The organism is Streptomyces griseiscabiei (assembly GCF_020010925.1).
Taxonomy (GTDB): domain Bacteria; phylum Actinomycetota; class Actinomycetes; order Streptomycetales; family Streptomycetaceae; genus Streptomyces; species Streptomyces griseiscabiei.
Genome location: NZ_JAGJBZ010000001.1, coordinates 3,483,094 through 3,500,092, shown reverse-complemented (window position 1 = coordinate 3,500,092; position 16,999 = coordinate 3,483,094). Strand labels below are relative to the sequence as shown.

The 16,999-nt window shown below is 71.3% G+C and carries 11 protein-coding genes; 9 read left to right on the top strand and 2 right to left on the bottom strand.

Annotation, left to right across the window (positions count from 1 at the left end; genetic code table 11):
• Nucleotides 1-60 precede the first annotated feature (60 nt).
• Together J8M51_RS15260 and J8M51_RS15255 are read right to left on the bottom strand one after the other, a co-directional pair.
• Nucleotides 61-1,026: a hypothetical protein gene (locus J8M51_RS15260; protein ID WP_086757841.1), complete on the bottom strand. Its 966-nt coding sequence runs from the start codon at nucleotides 1,024-1,026 to the stop codon at nucleotides 61-63.
• Between the two features lie 238 nt (nucleotides 1,027-1,264).
• Nucleotides 1,265-1,639 (bottom strand): response regulator, encoded by a 375-nt coding sequence (locus tag J8M51_RS15255; protein WP_086757849.1) that lies wholly within the window; start codon nucleotides 1,637-1,639, stop codon nucleotides 1,265-1,267.
• A gap of 265 nt (nucleotides 1,640-1,904) precedes the next feature.
• On the opposite strand from J8M51_RS15255, the gene J8M51_RS15250 reads away from it, so the two are divergent.
• The 9 genes from J8M51_RS15250 to J8M51_RS15210 all read left to right on the top strand — a co-directional run bounded on the left by J8M51_RS15250 (nucleotide 1,905) and on the right by J8M51_RS15210 (nucleotide 16,883).
• Complete coding sequence (locus J8M51_RS15250) at nucleotides 1,905-3,239, top strand: ABC transporter substrate-binding protein (RefSeq protein ID WP_398856112.1); 1,335 nt, start codon at nucleotides 1,905-1,907, stop codon at nucleotides 3,237-3,239.
• Nucleotides 3,240-3,337: 98 nt separating this feature from the next.
• Entirely contained in the window at nucleotides 3,338-4,639 is a 1,302-nt protein-coding gene (locus J8M51_RS15245) for an ABC transporter substrate-binding protein (RefSeq protein ID WP_216868773.1), read from the top strand.
• A 147-nt stretch (nucleotides 4,640-4,786) separates the two neighbouring features.
• Nucleotides 4,787-7,477, top strand: coding sequence for a PAS domain S-box protein (locus J8M51_RS15240; protein ID WP_086757847.1), 2,691 nt, complete (start codon nucleotides 4,787-4,789; stop codon nucleotides 7,475-7,477).
• 309 nt (nucleotides 7,478-7,786) lie between these two features.
• Nucleotides 7,787-8,458 (top strand): response regulator transcription factor, encoded by a 672-nt coding sequence (locus J8M51_RS15235; protein WP_086757837.1) that lies wholly within the window; start codon nucleotides 7,787-7,789, stop codon nucleotides 8,456-8,458.
• A 67-nt stretch (nucleotides 8,459-8,525) separates the two neighbouring features.
• A complete protein-coding gene (gene uvrC / locus J8M51_RS15230) occupies nucleotides 8,526-10,625 on the top strand; it encodes an excinuclease ABC subunit UvrC (protein ID WP_086757835.1) in 2,100 nt (699 codons plus the stop codon).
• A complete protein-coding gene (gene rapZ / locus J8M51_RS15225; RefSeq protein ID WP_086757834.1) occupies nucleotides 10,622-11,692 on the top strand; it encodes an RNase adapter RapZ in 1,071 nt (356 codons plus the stop codon). The genes uvrC and rapZ overlap by 4 nt, the downstream gene beginning before the upstream one ends.
• Nucleotides 11,689-12,768, top strand: a complete 1,080-nt coding sequence (locus tag J8M51_RS15220; protein WP_179203200.1) for a gluconeogenesis factor YvcK family protein — start codon at nucleotides 11,689-11,691, stop codon at nucleotides 12,766-12,768. Before rapZ ends, J8M51_RS15220 begins: the two co-directional genes overlap by 4 nt.
• Nucleotides 12,759-13,748: a DNA-binding protein WhiA gene (gene whiA / locus J8M51_RS15215; RefSeq protein WP_086757832.1), complete on the top strand. Its 990-nt coding sequence runs from the start codon at nucleotides 12,759-12,761 to the stop codon at nucleotides 13,746-13,748. The genes J8M51_RS15220 and whiA overlap by 10 nt, the downstream gene beginning before the upstream one ends.
• Nucleotides 13,749-13,928: 180 nt before the next feature.
• On the top strand, nucleotides 13,929-16,883 hold the full coding sequence (locus tag J8M51_RS15210) for a M14 family metallopeptidase (RefSeq protein ID WP_086757831.1): 2,955 nt from the start codon (nucleotides 13,929-13,931) through the stop codon (nucleotides 16,881-16,883).
• Nucleotides 16,884-16,999 lie beyond the last annotated feature (116 nt).

Below are 16,999 nucleotides of genomic sequence, written 5' to 3'. Positions count from 1 at the left end.
GTCGGCCACCTTGGCGCCGGCCCCACCCGCCTCAGGACCGTACTTCTCCTCCTCCGGGTCTCACTCCCAGTCCCAGCCGATGCCCACGATTCCCGTCCGGACACGGGGTTCCACGAGGTGGACCGAGCGGTGGAGGCCGCTCAGCGGGAGGGGCTGCCGACCGTCACGGGGGGCCGCGGCGGAGTGCTGGCTGAAGCGGTGGCAGCGCACGGGCAGGGCCCGTTCGTCGAAGCGGACCTGGAGGGCGTACTGGCCGCCCGTGGCACGGAAGCCGCGGACGTACTCGGTGCAGACACCGGCCGTGCCGTCCTCGAAGCCGTAGCGGAAGAGGAAGGTGTCGCCGCTGCGCAGCCGGGTGTCGAAGAGGAGTTCGGCGACGAGGATCCCGGTGTCCCGGTCCCAGCGCACCCGGCCGCCGCGGCAGTTCTCCAGGGCACGGACGGCCGTCCGCTCCGGCGCGCAGCCCGGGTCGCCGTGGTGGACGGCCACATAGCGGTCCACACCGTCCTTGTGGGCGCGCACGATGTGCTGCGACTCCCGGCCCAGCAACTCCCGGCGCGCGCCGACCCGGACCCGCTCGTGGTGGCCGACGGTGTGCACACCACCGTCCAGCGGCACCCCCAGTTCGCCCAGAAGCCGTTCCAGGACGCCGGAGGCCTCCACGACGGAGCGGTAGGAGCGGCCGGCGGGGCGTTCCTGACCGGGGGCCTCGTCGGTGCGGACGAGCAGCCGGATCAGCGACTCGTCCGGGAGCTGGAGTATCTCCTCCAGGGCCCGCACGGCCCGCAGCGACTCGGGACGCTGTGGACGCCGGGCGCCCTGCTGCCAGTAACTGAGACTGGTGACACCGACCTTGACCCCGTAGCGCGACAGATGGTGCTGCACACGCTGCAGCGGCAGTCCGCGGGCGGCGATCGCGGCGCGCAGCGCGACATGGAAGGGGCCGCCCCGCAGGACCGACTCCAGCTCCGCCGTGGCGTCGTCCGTGACCGTCGCGACGTCCGCGTGCTCTGTGGCGTGCCGCATGCAGGGGCCTTTCTGTAGAGGAGAACGCGACGGATGGCCGGACCGCGCGGGCCTGTCGGGGTGCCCGGTGCGCTCGGGGCGCCAGGGGCTCCCGGACCCTGGACGCCCGTCCGTCTTCACATCCGTACGACGGCGTTCCATGCCCCGAGTTCCCCCGCATTGAAGCGTGTTGACCAAGCCCCGACAACACCTGCCGCGTGATATGGCCGGACATGACCGGACTCCACCGGCACGATCCTCAACACGCCGGGCACCCGTGATCAGGCCCCAGAAGCTCCCGCAGCGCCTGCCCCGAGAGCTTCGACTTGTGCAGAAAACCCCGGGCCGGAGTGGCGGCGACGAGTTCCTGGATGTCGTCCAGCGGATGCGTGGAGGTGAGGATGATGACGGACGCCGCGGTGCGGGCGAGCCTCGGCGCGAGCTCCAACCCGCTCTCGCCGTCGAGGTCGATGTCCAGAAGAACGAGATCCGGGGCCAGTTCCGCGGCCCGTGCCAGCGCCTGGGCGCCCGTGGACGCCACGGCGACGACATCGATCCCGTCACGCTCCAGCAACGTACGGGCCGCCTCCAGGAACCGGGCACTGTCATCGACGATGAGACAGCGCATGGACATGGTCACAGCCTCCCAAGGTGGTCGATGGGCCTACATTCCGGCTAGCCGTAAAGTGTCGCCGCATACGGATTCCCGCCAGCCGGAATGTGCCGAAGTCCTGTGCCGGATCGACGGTGTTCACTCTCACCGAGGGAATCGGACACGACACGAGGAGTAGCATGTCGCTGCCCTGGGGGCCGAGTCGTCCGGTGAGTGGGGGTGTGCGATGAATACGCAGCGCCGGGACCTGGGAAGACATCCAGTTCGCCGCGCCCTTTTCTCGGGCGTGGCGGCTGCCGTGCTGTTGCTGGCCGGATGCGGCGGCGGAGACGGTGACGGCCGGACCGACGAGGGGGACAAGGCGGCGGGGGACACGACCTGCGACGGCAGGATCGACGGCACCGCGCACATCACGATGTGGTTCCACGCGGGCCAGAGCGGTGAGCAGACCACGTTGAAGAGCCAGGTCAGGGAGTTCAACAGCTCCCAGAAACAGGTACGGGTCGAACTGGTCACCCTCCCCGAACAGCGCCCGTACACCGAACTCGTGCTCTCCGCCGCGGCCAGCGGCGACCTGCCCGACCTGCTCGACTTCGACGGCCCGAACCTCTACAGCTACGCCTGGTCCGGCACGCTCAAGCCGATCGACTCCTGTGTGCCCGCGAAGATCCGCGAGGACCTGCTGCCCTCCGTCCGGGAACAGGGCACGTACGACGGCCGGTTGTGGGGCGTCGGCACGTTCGACTCGGGGCTCGGCCTGTACGTCCGGCCGTCGGTGCTGAAGAGGGCGGGCGTACGCATCCCGAAGGGCGTCGACGACGCCTGGACCGCCGACGAGCTGACGGGGATCCTGCGCAAGCTGCGCGCGCAGGGCTACGAGACCCCGCTCGACCTGAACTTCACCGACTCGAAGCTCGCCGACGAGTGGAACACCTACGCCTTCGCGCCGGCCGTGTGGTCGGCGGGCGGCGACCTCATCGACCCCGAGGAGTTCCGCACGGCCGACGGGTACCTCAACAGCCCGGCGTCCGTGGAGGCGCTCACCACCATGCGGCGCTGGGTGGACGAGGGATACGTCGACCGGGACCCGAAGAAGGACAAGAGCGCCTTCGTGAAGGGCCGCACACCCATCTCCTGGATGGGGCACTGGAAGTACGGGGAGTTCAGCGAGGCGTACCCCGGTGACGTGGCGATCGTCCCCCTGCCCGACTTCGGCACGGGCACCGTCACCGGCATGGGCTCCTGGCAGTGGGGCATCCCCTCCGGGGGCGCGGACGGCGACGCGGTGTGGCGTTTCCTGGAGTATCTGCTCCAGCCGGAGCAGGTGGCCAGGATGAGCGAGGCCAACGGCGCGATCCCGGCGACGGAGGGGGCCGTGAGACTGTCCCCGCTGTACGACGAGGACGGCGCGGAGCGGTTGTTCATCGAGCAGCTGCGCAGCGGAGCCGCCCGGCCCCGGCCGCAGACCCCGGCATATCCGGCGGTCACCGTCGCCTTCTCGCACGCGGTCGCCGACATCGTCTTCTCCGGGGAGCCCGTTCGCAGGACGCTGGACGAGGCGGTGAAGGAGATCGACCAGGATCTCGCCGCCCACGACGGTTACCCGAAGAGCGGACCGTGACCCGCGCCGCCGGACCCCGGCGAAGCACGTCCCGGGTGTCCGGTCGGCCCGCCGCTTCGAGGACACCCCGCCGTGCCCTGCCGACGCTCCTGCTCTGCATGACCCTGCTGCTCACCGGCTGCGACACGGACGGCGACGACGGGGAGCGCACCCGGCGGGACGCCGACGCGACCTGCGACGGCCGGATCGACGCCCCGGCCCAGATCACCATGTGGTTCCACGAGCCGGCGGCACGCGGCGAGACGGAGGCCGTGCGCGCCCAGGTCCAGGCGTTCAACACCTCCCAGGACGAGGTGACCGTCCGACTCGTCAGCCTCCCGGAGGGCGAGTACGACGACCTGGTCCGCGCGGCGGCCGCCGACGGCGAACTTCCCGATCTGCTCGACTTCGACGCGCCGAAACTGTTCAGCCACGCCTGGTCCGGCGAGCTCCGGCCGATCGACTCCTGCGTCCCCGAGTCCCTGCGCGAGGACCTGCTCCCCTCCGTCCTCGAACAGGGCACCTACCGGGGCAGGCTCTGGGGCCTCGGTACGTTCGACTCCGGACTCGGCCTGTACATCCGGCCGTCGGTGCTGAAGAAGGCGGGCGTACGCATTCCCCGGGGCATCGGCGACGCCTGGACCGCCGATGAATTCACCGGCATCCTGAAGAAACTGCGCACTCTGGGCTACGAGACGCCGCTGGACCTCCAGTTGCCGTGGGCCGACACCGAATGGGGAACGTACGGGTTCGCGCCGGCCGTCTGGTCGGCGGGCGGCGACCTGATCGAACGCTCCACCTATCGCACGGCCGACGGAGTGCTCAACGGACCGCAGTCGGTCGAGGCGCTGACGACGCTCCAGAGCTGGGCGAAGGCGGGTTACGTGGACGCGAACAAGGACTCCGGGGCGTTCCAGAAGGGCCGTAGTCCCGTGTCCTGGACCGGCCACTGGTGGTACCACCGCTACACGGAGGCCCACCCCGGCGACGTGGCCGTCGTGCCCCTGCCCGACTTCGGCACGGGCAGCGCCACCGGAATGGGTTCCTGGCAGTGGGGCATGCCCGCGGGCCGGGCCGACGGCGACGCCGTATGGCGCTTCCTGGCCTTCCTGCTGCGCCCCGACGAGATCCTGCGCATGACCGACGTCAACAGCGGGATACCCGCCACCGGCACCGCGATCGAACGGACCGACGCGTTCGCCCTCGGCGGCCCCGGACGCCTGTACATAGACCAGCTCCGCAACGGAACCGCCCGCCCCCGGCCGCAGACCCCCGCCTACCCGGCGATCACCGAGGCCTTCGCCGAGGCGTTCGCGAAGATCATGCGGGGAGAGGCCGTGAAGCCCGCCCTGGACGAGGCGGTACGCGCGGTCGACAAGGACCTGGCGGACCACGGCCACTACCCCCCGACCGGACCGTGAGGGCCGGCCGTGCTCCGCCCGACGTCCCGAGGACGAGCCCCCGCCCGGCGCCCCCGTACGGCGCGATTCCGCCGCCGGGCCACGACCGCGGGCACGACCGCCGGCACCGTGCCGTTCCTGGCCCGGCTGCGCGTCGGCCCCAAGCTGATGCTGCTCGTCCTGCTGCCGGTCACCGTCCTGCTGGCCTTCACCGCGTTCGCCGCCGCGACCCAGTGGCAGGAGGCGCGGACCCTGCGCGACTTCGACACCGCGATCGAGGTGTCGTTCTCGGCGAGCGAGGTCTCCGGCGCCGTCGCCCGTGAGCGGATCGCCGCCGTCGAGGCCCGGCTGAGCGCCCGGCCGGACACCCTGCGCGGCCGGGCGGAGGCCCAGCGGACCACCGACCGCGCGCTGCGGCGGGCCTTCGGGGAGGCGGTCGACCGGCAGCAGGGGTCCGACGTCGCCGGGGAACTCGACGCCGTACGCCGTCAACTGCACGCGCTGCGGGTCCAGACGGGCACCGGCTCGCTGGACGCGCAGACCGTGACCCAGCGGTACGAGGTCATCCAGAACAAGGTGATCGACACGGTCGCCGCCCTCGAATCCGGACGCCCCACCCGGGGCTCGGGCCGCGCCGCCGACGCCCATATGGCGATGCTGCGGGCCGTCGCCGCGACCGAGAGCGAACGGGCGGAACTCGCGATCCTCTTCCACACATCCGGCGAGGGGCACCCCACCGCCACCGCGGGCCGCTGGACCGAACTGGAGAAGTCGCAGCTCAGAAGATTCCGGCTGACCGCCTCCGACGCACTGAACGCCGAACTGCACGCCGCGCTCTTCCAGGCTCCCGGGCGCGAGGTCCGCAAGGCCCGCGACCTGCTCGCCGACCCCGACTCCCGGCCCGCCGACTGGCCCACGTACGACAACTGGCTGTCCGTCTCCGAGCGCCATGTCGACACCCTGCGGGGCATCCAGGACCGGGCCGCCCGGGAACTCGACGCCATCGCCCACCGCGACCTGCGCGCCATCCGTGCCCGGGCCTTCACCGAACTGGCCGTCTCCCTCGGCGTCCTGGCCCTCGTCACCGTCCTCGCGCTGGCCCTGCGCCGCTCGATCACCCGCCCCCTCGGACAGGTCTCCGAGGGCGCCCGCGCCCTGTCGGACGGCGACCTCTCCTACGACATCCGCTACGCGGGACGCGACGAACTCGGCGGTGTCGCCGACACCTTCCGCGAGCTGCGGGTGACCAGCGAGCGGCTGGCCGGGGAGATCCGGGAGATGAACACGGCGATCGACGCGGGCCGGCTCGGACACCGGGCCGACGTCGACTCCTTCGCCGGCACCTGGGCCCAGCTGCTGGGCGGCATGAACGGCACCATGGCGTCCTTCGCCGCGGCCCACGGCCGGCGCAGACGGGCCGAGGAGGAACTGGAGGGCATCTTCAACCTCTCCCTCGACCTGCTCTGCATCAGCGGCGTCGACGGCTTCTTCAAACGCGTCAACCCGGCCTTCGAACGCACCCTGGGCTATCCGATCGAGACCCTGACCTCCCGGCCGCTCCTCGACTTCGTCCACGAGGAGGACCGGGACAGAACCCGCGACGCCGTGGCACGGCTGGCGGGCGGCGCCGAGGTGGCCGAGTTCGAGAACCGGTACGTCCGCGCCGACGGCACCGAGTGCTGGCTGCAGTGGAGCGCCCGGTCGGTGCCCGAGGAGGGCCTCATCTACGCCGCCGCCCGCGATGTCACCGAGAGCCGCCGGGCCGCGCGCGAACAGACCGCGCTGCGCCGCGTCGCCACCGCAGTCGCCCGCGGAGTGCCGCCGGCCGACGTGTTCGCGACGGTGGCGGAGGAGGTCGCCTCGCTGCTGGGCACGGCCTCCGCGGTCATGCGGTACGAGGCCGACGGCAGCGTCACGGTCCTCGGCATCGCGCACGCGCGCGTGGACGCGAGCGCCGAGTCCGCCCGCACGACCCGCCGGGAGGCGGCCAGAAGCACCATAGAGGAGGTCGCCCGCACCCGGTGCGCCACCCGGTCGGACACCTCCGTGGGCGCTCCCATCGTCGTCGACGGACGGCTCTGGGGGGTCGTCGTCGCGGCCTCGCTGCTCGATCCGCTGCCCGAGGGCACCGAGTCCCGGCTCGCCAACTTCACCGAACTGATCGCCACCGCCATCGCCAACGCCGACAGCCGCGCCCAGCTGACCGCCTCCCGCGCGCGCGTGGTCGCCGCCGGGGACGCCTCCCGGCGGCGCATCGAACGCGATCTGCACGACGGCGTCCAGCAGCGCCTGGTCTCCCTCCAGCTGGAGCTGCGGATGGCGGAGACCCTGGTGGAGGACCGGTCCTCGGAGCTCGCGCAGCAGCTGGACCAGCTGGCCAAGGGCCTCGACGACACCTTCCAGGACCTGCTCCAGGTGGCCCGGGGCATCCACCCGTCCGTCCTCTCCCGGGGCGGTCTGGGCCCCGCCCTGCGCGCCCTCGCCCGCCGCTCCGCCATCCCCCTGGAACTCGACCTCGACCTCGCGGGCGCCCGCTTCCCGGACCAGGTGGAGGTGGCCGCGTACTACGTCACCTCCGAGAGCCTCACCAACGCCGTCAAGCACGCGCGCGCGAGCGTGGTGACCGTGGCGGCGGAGGAACGCGCGGGCGCGCTGGAACTGGTCATCCGGGACGACGGCGTCGGGGGAGCGGAACCCGAGCGGGGATCGGGGCTCATCGGGCTCATCGACCGGGTGGAAGCGATCGGCGGCAGGTTGACGATCACCAGCCCGCCCGGGAGCGGTACGACCCTGCGGGTGCGGCTGCCGCTGACCCCGCCCGAGGAGGTCGCGACGGCGGTCTTCCCGCCACGTGCGTGACCGCCCGAAGCGTACGCGGTGAGACCCGTTCAAAGGGGGGAGTCCGGGTCTCGGTACGGGGCGCACGTTCCGGGCGGTCGAATCGGACGGCGGAGACGGCCGTCCGGCTCTCGGGCAGCCGGACCTCTCGCCGTCTCCCGTCAGAGCCGGCGGTGCCGTCGTCGGCCGCACTTCTACGAGCATTGCGGGCAAACGTTCAGGTGTCTTCACGGCCCGCCCCCAACTAGGCTTCCGGCTAGCCGTAAGACCCATGTTCAGGCAGGCTGTTGGGACGAACGGGACAGGTCGGGCAAGGGGGAGACCGAGACCATGGAGGCCGATCAGCGTCCGGTGCGCGGGCGGGTGGTGCTCGCGGACGACGACGTGCTCCTGAGGGAGGGTCTGGCGAGCCTGTGCGAGCGCGTCGGCTACGAGGTGGTGGGGCAGGCCGGTGACGCCGGCGGGCTCATGGAGCTGGTGGAGACCCGGCTTCCGGACATCGCCATCGTCGACATCAGGATGCCGCCGACGCAGTCCACGGAGGGTCTGAAGGCCGCCAGCGCGATCCGGGAGCGGTATCCGTCCGTCGGGATCCTCGTGCTGTCGGCGTTCGTCGAGGTCGAGGACGCGCTGGAGCTGCTGGCCGGCGGGCGGAGCATCGGCTATCTGCTCAAGAGCCGGATCACGGTGGTCGACGAGTTCCTGGAGACGCTGGACCGCATCCGGCGCGGCGGGTCGGTGGTGGATCCGTCGCTGGTGCAGGAACTGGTCGCGGCGCAGCGACGCGACGATCCGCTGTCGATGCTCAGCAACCGGGAGCGGGAAGTGCTCGGCCTCATGGCCGAGGGGCGGTCCAATTCGGGCATCGGGCGGCGGCTGTGGGTGACCGAGGGGACCGTCGAGAAGCATGTGCGGAGCATTCTGGGCAAGCTGCGGCTGCCCGAGGAGCCCGACGACCACCGACGGGTCCTGGCCGTGCTGACGTTCCTGGAGACCCGCTAGGACCCGGGACCCGGCCCTTGTCCACAGGCCCCCCGCGCTGTCACTCCCCGCCAGTAGGGTGTGGAGCATGGCCGATCCCTCCAGCTACCGCCCCAGTCCGGGACAGATCCCGGACTCTCCCGGGGTGTACAAGTTCCGTGACGAGCACCGCCGGGTGATCTACGTCGGGAAGGCGAAGAGCCTGCGTCAGCGCCTGGCCAGCTACTTCCAGGACCTGACCGGCCTCCACCCGCGCACCCGCACGATGGTCACCACGGCCGCCTCCGTGGAGTGGACCGTGGTGTCCACGGAGGTCGAGGCGCTGCAGCTGGAGTACTCCTGGATCAAGGAGTTCGACCCCCGGTTCAACGTCAAGTACCGCGACGACAAGAGCTACCCGTACCTCGCGGTCACGATGAACGAGCAGTACCCCCGCGTGCAGGTGATGCGCGGTCACAAGAAGAAGGGCGTGCGGTACTTCGGGCCGTACGGGCACGCGTGGGCGATCCGGGACACCGTCGACCTGCTGCTGCGCGTCTTCCCCGTCCGCACCTGCTCGGCCGGGGTGTTCAAGAACGCGGCCCGCACCGGCCGCCCCTGTCTGCTCGGCTACATCGGCAAGTGCTCGGCCCCCTGCGTGGAGCGGATCTCCGCCGAGGACCACCGCGAACTGGCCGAGGAGTTCAGCGACTTCATGGCCGGCCGCACGGGCACGTACATCCGCCGTCTGGAGAAGCGGATGACGGACGCGGCCGAGGAGATGGAGTACGAGCGGGCCGCCCGGCTGCGCGACGACATCGAGGCCCTGAAGAAGGCCATGGAGAAGAGCGCGGTCGTGCTCGCCGACGCGACCGACGCCGACCTGATCGCCCTCGCCGAGGACGAGCTGGAGGCGGCCGTCCAGATCTTCCACGTCCGCGGTGGACGCGTGCGCGGCCAGCGCGGCTGGGTCACCGACAAGGTCGAGGCCGTCACCACCGGTGACCTCGTGGAGCACGCGCTCCAGCAGCTGTACGGCGAGGAGACCGGCGACTCCGTGCCCAAGGAGGTCCTCGTCCCGGCGCTGCCCGACCCCGTGGGACCGGTGCAGGAGTGGCTCACCGGGCGCCGCGGCTCCCACGTCTCCCTGCGCGTCCCGCAGCGCGGCGACAAGAAGGCGCTCATGGAGACCGTCGCGCGCAACGCCCAGCAGTCGCTCGTCCTGCACAAGACCAAGCGCGCCTCCGACCTCACCACCCGCTCCCGCGCGCTGGAGGAGATCGCGGAGGCCCTCGACCTGGACAGCGCCCCGCTCAGGATCGAGTGCTACGACATCTCCCACCTCCAGGGCGACGACGTGGTGGCCTCCATGGTCGTCTTCGAGGACGGCCTGGCCCGCAAGAGCGAGTACCGCCGCTTCCAGATCAAGGGCCGTGTCGGAGACACCCAGGTCTGGCACGGCGAGGGCCAGGACGACGTCCGCTCCATGCACGAGGTCATCGCCCGCCGCTTCAAGCGGTACCTCGCCGAGAAGGAGAAGACCGGCGAGTGGGTGGAGGAGGACACCGCCGATTCCGGGGACGGGGCCGACGGCCCGGCGGGCGGACTCAAGGACGACGACGGCCGCCCCAAGCGGTTCGCCTACCCGCCGCAGCTCGTCGTCGTGGACGGCGGACAGCCGCAAGTGGCCGCCGCGCGGCGGGCCCTCGACGAGCTGGGCATCGACGACATCGCCGTGTGCGGCCTCGCCAAGCGTCTGGAGGAGGTCTGGGTGCCGGGCGAGGACGACCCGGTGGTCCTGCCCCGCACCAGCGAGGGCCTCTACCTCCTCCAGCGCGTCCGCGACGAGGCCCACCGCTTCGCCATCACCTACCAGCGAGCCAAACGCGCCAAGCGCTTCCGGGCGAGCCCCTTGGACGACGTGCCCGGCCTCGGGGAGGCTCGCAAGCAGGCCCTGCTGAAGCACTTCGGTTCGCTGAAGAAGCTGCGTTCCGCGACGATCGACCAGATCTGCGAGGTTCCCGGCATAGGCCGCAAGACGGCCGAGACGATCGCCGCGGCCCTCGCCCGGGCGGCTCCGGCCGCCCCCGCCGTGAACACGGCGACCGGAGAGATCATGGAGGAAGAGGAGCCCGGTACGACGGCGGACCCCTCTGGGGAGCCCGTGGCCGCGGGCTCCCCGGACCGGCGGCGAGGGCAGGAGACATGAACGAGCACGACGAGCGCCCAGGACTCCCGGAGCCCGCAGAACTCCCGGAGCGCACGGCGCGTCCTGAAGAACAGCACCACGAGCACACAGCGGAGCGCGGGGAAGCCCACAGCGCGGCGGGCGACGATACCCCGCAGCACCCAGCGCCACAGGAAGACGGAGCACACGTGAGTACGGGCATCGAAACAGCCGGGGTCCCCGAGGCGGCCATCCCCGAGCTGGTCATCATCTCCGGCATGTCCGGCGCCGGACGGTCCACGGCCGCCAAGTGTCTGGAGGACCTCGGCTGGTTCGTCGTCGACAACCTGCCGCCCGCCCTGATCCCCACCATGGTGGAGCTGGGCGCCCGCTCCCAGGGGAACGTGGCCCGGATCGCGGTCGTCGTGGACGTCCGCGGCCGCCGCTTCTTCGACAATCTGCGGGACTCCCTCGCCGATCTGGAGACCAAGCACGTCACCCGGCGGATCGTCTTCCTGGAGTCCTCCGACGACGCCCTGGTGCGCCGCTTCGAGTCGGTCCGCCGCCCGCACCCCCTCCAGGGCGACGGCCGCATCACCGACGGCATCGCCGCCGAGCGGGAGCTGCTGCGCGAGCTGCGCGGCGACGCCGACCTGGTCATCGACACCTCCAGCCTCAATGTGCACGAGCTGCGCGCCAAGATGGACGCCCAGTTCGCCGGCGACGAGGAGCCCGAGCTGCGGGCCACCGTCATGTCCTTCGGCTTCAAGTACGGCCTCCCGGTCGACGCCGACCTGGTCGTGGACATGCGCTTCCTGCCCAACCCGCACTGGGTCCCGGAGCTGCGCCCCTTCACCGGCCTCAACGAGGAGGTCTCCGCGTACGTCTTCAACCAGCCCGGCGCCAAGGAGTTCCTCGACCGCTACACCGAGCTGCTGCAGATGATCGCCGCCGGTTACCGCCGTGAGGGCAAGCGGTACGTGACCATCGCGGTCGGCTGCACCGGCGGCAAGCACCGCTCGGTCGCCACCTCCGAGAAGCTCGCCGCCCGCCTCGCCTCCCAGGGCGTCGAGACCGTGGTCGTGCACCGGGACATGGGGCGCGAGTGACCGGACCCACCGTGCCGCGGCCGAGCAGACTGAGCCGGCTGCGCCGGGTCGTCCCCGAGGGCCGCGAGAGCAGGCCCGTCGAGGCCCGCGGCGCCCGCCCGCGCCGCCGGGGCGCCCAGCCCAAGGTCGTCGCCCTCGGCGGCGGCATGGGCCTGTCCGCCTCGCTCGCCGCGCTGCGCCGGATCACCGGTGACCTCACCGCCGTCGTCACCGTGGCCGACGACGGCGGCTCCAGCGGACGTCTCCGCGACGAGCTGGGTGTGCTGCCGCCCGGCGACCTGCGCAAGGCGCTGGCCGCGCTCTGCGGCGACGACGACTGGGGCCAGACCTGGGCCCGCGTCATCCAGCACCGTTTCCAGTCCCAGGGCGACCTGCACGAACACGCGGTCGGCAATCTGCTGATCGTCGCCCTGTGGGAGCAGCTCGGGGACCATGTCCAGGCCCTCGACCTGGTCGGCAGGCTGCTCGGCGCCCAGGGCCGGGTGCTGCCCATGTCGGCCGTACCGCTGGAGCTGCAGGCCCTGGTCAAGGGCCACGACCCGGCGCGCCCGGAGGACGTGGACACCGTACGGGGGCAGGCGACGGTCGCGCTCACCCCCGGCGAGGTGCAGTCCGTGCACGTCGTGCCGCACGACCCGCCCGCCGTGCCCGAGGCCGTGGCGGCGGTCCTCGACGCCGACTGGGTGGTCCTCGGGCCGGGCTCCTGGTTCTCCTCGGTGATCCCGCATCTGCTCGTGCCCGAGCTGCTGGACGCCCTCACCGAGACCAAGGCCAGGCTCGTGCTGTCGTTGAACCTCGCCCCGCAGCCGGGAGAAACCGATGGCTTCTCCCCGCAGCGTCATTTGGAGGTTTTGGCACGACACGCCCCTAAACTCGCCCTGGACGTGGTGCTGGCCGACGTGGCCGCCGTGCCCGACCGCGATTCCCTGACCGACGCCGCCAAACGGTTCGGTGCCGCGGTCGAGCTGGCGCCGGTGGCCCGGACCGATGGATCTCCGCGGCACGACCCGGAGCTGTTGGCCGCCGCGTACGACCGTATTTTTCGGATGCATGGAAGGATCGGCCCATGGCGATGACGGCAGCGGTGAAGGACGAGATCTCCCGGCTACCCGTCACCCGGACCTGCTGCAGAAAGGCGGAGGTCTCGGCGATCCTGCGGTTCGCGGGCGGCCTGCACCTGGTGAGCGGACGCATCGTGATCGAGGCGGAGCTGGACACCGCGATGGCGGCCCGCAGACTCAAGCGGGACATCCTGGAGATCTTCGGCCACAGCTCCGAACTGATCGTGATGGCGCCCGGCGGACTGCGCCGCGGTTCGCGTTACGTCGTCCGGGTGGTCGCCGGCGGTGACCAGCTGGCCCGGCAGACCGGTCTGGTGGACGGCCGGGGCCGCCCGATCCGGGGGCTGCCGCCGCAGGTGGTCTCGGGGGCCACCTGTGACGCCGAGGCGGCCTGGCGCGGGGCCTTCCTCGCCCATGGCTCGCTCACCGAACCCGGCCGCTCGTCCTCCCTGGAGGTGACCTGCCCGGGTCCGGAGGCCGCGCTCGCGCTGGTCGGCGCCGCCCGTCGGCTGTCGATCGCGGCGAAGGCCCGCGAGGTCCGGGGCGTGGACCGGGTCGTCGTCCGCGACGGGGACGCGATCGGCGCGCTGCTGACCCGGCTCGGCGCCCATGAGTCCGTGCTCGCCTGGGAGGAGCGGCGGATGCGCCGCGAGGTCCGGGCCACGGCCAACCGGCTCGCCAACTTCGACGACGCCAACCTGCGCCGCTCGGCCCGCGCGGCCGTCGCCGCGGGCGCCCGGGTGGGCCGCGCCCTGGAGATCCTCGCCGACGACGTCCCCGAGCACCTCGCGGCCGCCGGGCGGCTGCGCATGGAGCACAAGCAGGCCTCCCTGGAGGAGCTGGGCGCGCTCGCCGACCCGCCGCTCACCAAGGACGCCGTCGCGGGCCGGATCAGGCGGCTGCTGGCCATGGCCGACAAGCGCGCCTCCGACCTCGGCATCCCGGGCACCGAGTCCAGCCTCACCGAGGAGATGGCCGAGAATCTCGTGGGGTGACCGACCACCCGGACGGCTCAACTCGCCGGTGCCGACGCCCATTTGGGTGCTGTCGGCACCGGCCTTCGGCTTTCTGCGTGAATTCCGTGTATGGCCTGTGAGGCACCCTTGACGTGGCTCATGTCTGACATGAGCCTGGCGTCTGTTCGTCGCTGTGGCGAACCACTGCAAGGGGGGCTCATGAGACGAAGAGCGAGATCGATCCTCGCCGCCGGCGCGCTCCTGCTGGGCGGTGGTGCGGGACTCGCACCCCTGGCCCAGGCGGCCGAGAACGACGGCTCCGACACCGACGAAGTCAAGGTCTTCCGTGCCGAGGTGACGAAGAAGCAGATACCGCTGCTGCTCGCCGCCGGACAGGACGGCCACGAACTCAGCGAGCAGGCGCCGGAGAAGGGCACGGCCTCCGTCGAGGTCTACCTCACCGACAAGCAGGCGGACGCCCTGGAGGAACAGGGCGTCGAACTGAAGGAACACCGGCTCACCAGCAAGGCCGAGGCGCGCGTCACCGCGGCAGGCGACGGGGTCTACCGCCCCTACAGCGGCGCGGGCAACCTCAAGGAGGAGATCCTCCGCACGGGCCAGGAGAACCCTTCCCTGACCAAGGTGGTCTCCCTCGGCAAGACCCTGCGGGGCCAGGACATCCTCGCGGTCAAGCTGAGCAAGGACGCGAAGAAGACCAAGGACGGCGTCAAACCGTCCGTGCTGTACATGTCCAACCAGCACGCGCGTGAGTGGATCACACCGGAGATGACCCGGCGGCTGCTCCACCACTACCTGGACAACTACAAGTCGGACAAGCGGATCAAGAAGATCGTCGACACCACCGAGCTGTGGTTCGTGCTCTCCGCCAACCCCGACGGCTACGACTTCACCCACCAGAACCCCGACAACCGGCAGTGGCGCAAGAACCTGCGGGACGTCAACGCCGACGGCGCCATCACCGTCGGCGACGGCGTCGACCTCAACCGCAACTTCGCCTACAAGTGGGGCTACGACAACGAGGGTTCGTCCCCGGCCCCCACCAGCGAGACCTACCGCGGCGCCGGTCCCGCCTCGGAGCCCGAGACCAAGGTCCTGGACGCCTTCGAGAAGCGCATCGGCTTCGAGTACGGCATCAACTACCACTCCGCCGCCGAACTCCTCCTCTACGGGGTCGGCTGGCAGGTGGCGAGCCCGACGCCGGACGACGTGCTCTACAAGTCCCTCGCCGGTACCCCCGAGAACTCCGCGATCCCCGGCTACCGCCCCCAGCTCTCCTCGGAGCTGTACACCACCAACGGTGAGGCGAACGGCCACGCGTCCAACATCAACGGCGCGGCGTTCTACACCCCCGAGATGTCGACCTGCCAGACCGCCTCGAACATCGACCCGAACGACGCCTGGCGGCCCGAGGACTGCGCCTCGGTCTTCACGTTCCCGGACGACGAGAAGCTGATCCAGCAGGAGTTCGAGAAGAACATCCCGTTCGCGCTCTCCCTCGCCGAGTCCGCGGCCACGCCCGACCAGCCGAAGTCCTCCGTCGGCGTCGACGCCCCCGACTTCACCCCGGCCGAGTTCACCACCTCGTACTCGCGGGGCGCCGACCAGGAGATCTCCGTCGTCGCCCGCAAGTCGGTGCGCGACAAGGAGCTGAACTACCGGATCAACGGCCGCGGCCGTACCTACGACCAGAAGCTCAAGGCCTGGAAGGGCGGTGAGACGTTCGGCGGTGACGACAACCTGTACTTCGACGAGTACCGCGCCAAGGTGCAGGACGGCGAGCCGGGCGACAAGGTCGAGATCTGGTTCACCGGCGAGACGAAGAAGGGCAAGCCCACCAAGAGCGAGCGCTTCACGTACACGATCGCCGAACGCCCCAAGGCCGACACGCTCGTCCTCGCCGAGGAGGGCGCGACGGCGACCCAGACCCAGGCCTACGTCGACGCGCTGAAGGCCAACGGCAAGAAGGCGCTCGTCTGGGACGTCGCGACCCAGGGCGCGCCCGACGCGCTCGGCGTACTGGAGCACTTCAAGCAGGTCGTGCACTACACGGGCGCCGTCCGGCCCGGCGTCACCACCCAGCTCGAACTGCGCGCCTACCTCAACGAGGGCGGCAAGCTGATCGAGGCGGGCGAGAGCGCCGGCGGCTCCGTCGACCTCGGCGACGGCACCCTGACGAACGACTTCAGCCAGTACTACCTGGGCGCCTACAGCCGCACCTCCCTGCCGAACGCCACCGCCTTCGCGGGCCTCGGCAAGCTCGACGGCTTCTCGGGCACCCTCGGCGACGCGCCCGGGAACCCGCTGAACACCGCCGGTTCCTTCGGGCTCACCTCGGACGCGCTGCCCGTGGAGACGTTCCCGCAGTTCAAGAGCGCCGGCGCGGGACAGTACCCCGGGACCGTCAACCCGTACGGCCCGTACGAGGGCGCGTCGATGGCGGCCGCCACGCACACCGACTACGCGTGGAACCGCCTCACCCGCACCATCGACCTCACCTCGGTCACCGCGGCGGACCGGCCGACCCTGCGCACCCAGCTGCTGTGGAGCACCGAGGAGGGCTACGACCACGCCCTGCTGGAGGCGCACACGGCGGGCGCGGACGACTGGACGACTCTGCCGGACCTCGGCGGGGCCACCTCCACCACGGTGCCCACCGAGTGCGAGGCCGGGTTCTTCATCCAGGGCCACCCGGCGCTGAAGCGGTACCTGACCCTGGGCGCCGGTGGCTGCACCCCCAGTGGCACCAGCGGGGCCTGGAACAGCTTCACCGGGGCCTCGGACGGCTGGCAGCAGGTCGAGTTCGACCTGTCCGCCTACGCCGGGAAGACCGTCGAGGTCTCGCTGAGCTATGTCACCGACCCCGGCAGCGGCGGTCGCGGTCTCCTCGCCGACAACGCCGCCGTCGTCATCGGCGGCACGCCCGGCGCGGTGGAGGGCTTCGAGACCTCGCTCGGTCCGTGGAGCACCCCCGGCCCGCCCGCCGGCAGCCCGGCCGTCGTGAAGGACTGGGGTCTGTCGGGTGAACTGTTCAAGACCTTCGGCGCCGTCACCACGGAGGACACCGTGCTGCTGGGCTTCGGTCTGGAGCAGGTCCCCGCGGCGGCCGACCGCAAGGCGCTGCTCGGCAAGGCACTGGCGGCGCTGAGGAACTGAGCGCCGACTGCGCCGGACGGGTGGCGAACGCCCTCGTCAACGGCCCTCCGGACGTCTGGAATCAGATGATCGGGGGGCCGCTCAAAAGGTAATCACCTTGTAAAACCAGGGCGGTC

Excerpts from the sequence above, each read along its gene's own strand:
- J8M51_RS15260 (WP_086757841.1), bottom strand. The coding sequence starts at position 1,026 with ATGCGGCACGCCACAGAGCACGCGGACGTCGCGACGGTCACGGACGAC.
- J8M51_RS15255 (WP_086757849.1), bottom strand. The coding sequence starts at position 1,639 with ATGTCCATGCGCTGTCTCATCGTCGATGACAGTGCCCGGTTCCTGGAG.
- J8M51_RS15245 (WP_216868773.1), top strand. The coding sequence starts at position 3,338 with ATGACCCTGCTGCTCACCGGCTGCGACACGGACGGCGACGACGGGGAG.
- J8M51_RS15240 (WP_086757847.1), top strand. The coding sequence starts at position 4,787 with ATGCTGCTCGTCCTGCTGCCGGTCACCGTCCTGCTGGCCTTCACCGCG.
- J8M51_RS15235 (WP_086757837.1), top strand. The coding sequence starts at position 7,787 with ATGGAGGCCGATCAGCGTCCGGTGCGCGGGCGGGTGGTGCTCGCGGAC.
- uvrC (WP_086757835.1), top strand. The coding sequence starts at position 8,526 with ATGGCCGATCCCTCCAGCTACCGCCCCAGTCCGGGACAGATCCCGGAC.
- rapZ (WP_086757834.1), top strand. The coding sequence starts at position 10,622 with ATGAACGAGCACGACGAGCGCCCAGGACTCCCGGAGCCCGCAGAACTC.
- whiA (WP_086757832.1), top strand. The coding sequence starts at position 12,759 with ATGGCGATGACGGCAGCGGTGAAGGACGAGATCTCCCGGCTACCCGTC.
- J8M51_RS15210 (WP_086757831.1), top strand. The coding sequence starts at position 13,929 with ATGAGACGAAGAGCGAGATCGATCCTCGCCGCCGGCGCGCTCCTGCTG.